This window comes from Pseudomonas sp. UBA5666 (genome assembly GCF_002420785.1).
Taxonomy (GTDB): domain Bacteria; phylum Pseudomonadota; class Gammaproteobacteria; order Pseudomonadales; family Pseudomonadaceae; genus Aquipseudomonas; species Aquipseudomonas fulva.
Genome location: NZ_DIIQ01000051.1, coordinates 1 through 869 on the forward strand (window position 1 = coordinate 1; position 869 = coordinate 869).

Here is an 869-nt window from a genome sequence, read left to right on the forward strand (position 1 = left end):
GCTTTCTTCTTCGTATTCGCCTATTTGCTCAAGCGTGAATACTGGAAGGACGTGCACTGATCACGCAGTAACCTCTGGTTGTTGAGCGCGCCTGTGGCGCACTGGCAGTTATGCCAGTGCGCCACAGGCGCGTTTTCATTTACAGTTTTTACAAGCATCCCTCGAGAGGAGGCGCTACATGGGCGTAACCAATGGGTTAGCCTGCTATTCCGACCCTGCCGATCAATACTCGCATCGGGTTCGCCTTGTGTTGGCCGAAAAGGCCGTTGACGCGCACATCATCGACGTCGATACCGGCAAGATCCCGCCGCGGCTCGCCGAACTGAACCCGTATGGCAGCGTGCCGACCTTGGTGGATCGGGATTTGGTTCTGTACGAATCGTCCGTGATCATGGAATACCTGGAGGAGCGCTATCCGCACCCTCCGCTGATGCCGGTCTATCCGGTCGGGCGTGGCAATAGCCGGTTGCTGATGCACCGTATCCAGCGAGACTGGTGCAGCCTGGCCGATCAGATTCTCGACCCACGCACCAGTGAGGCTGCCCGTGCAGAGGCTCGCAAGGCACTGCGCGAAAGCCTGACCGGTGTCTCGCCGCTGTTTGCCGAGTTCGCCTGTTTCATGAGCGATGAGCAAAGCCTGGTCGATTGCTGTCTACTGCCCATACTCTGGCGTCTGCCGATGATGGGTATCGAATTGCCGCGGCAAGCCAAGCCGCTGCTGGATTACATGGAGCGACAGTTCGCCCGGGAATCATTCCAGGCAAGCCTGTCGTCCGTTGAACGCGAAATGCGCACGCTTTGAGGAGCTGTTGATGAACTCCAGTCGCCCCTATCTGGTTCGAGCACTGTACGAGTGGATCGTCGACAAC

Annotated in this window: 1 protein-coding gene; it reads left to right on the forward strand. The window is 58.0% G+C overall.

The annotated features are described in order from the left end of the window. The first annotated feature begins 178 nt into the window (after positions 1-178). Complete coding sequence (locus B2Y33_RS21780; RefSeq protein ID WP_197874290.1) at positions 179-802, forward strand: glutathione S-transferase N-terminal domain-containing protein; 624 nt, start codon at positions 179-181, stop codon at positions 800-802. Positions 803-869: the final 67 nt, after the last annotated feature.

Excerpts from the sequence above, each read along its gene's own strand:
- B2Y33_RS21780 (WP_197874290.1), top strand. The coding sequence starts at position 179 with ATGGGCGTAACCAATGGGTTAGCCTGCTATTCCGACCCTGCCGATCAA.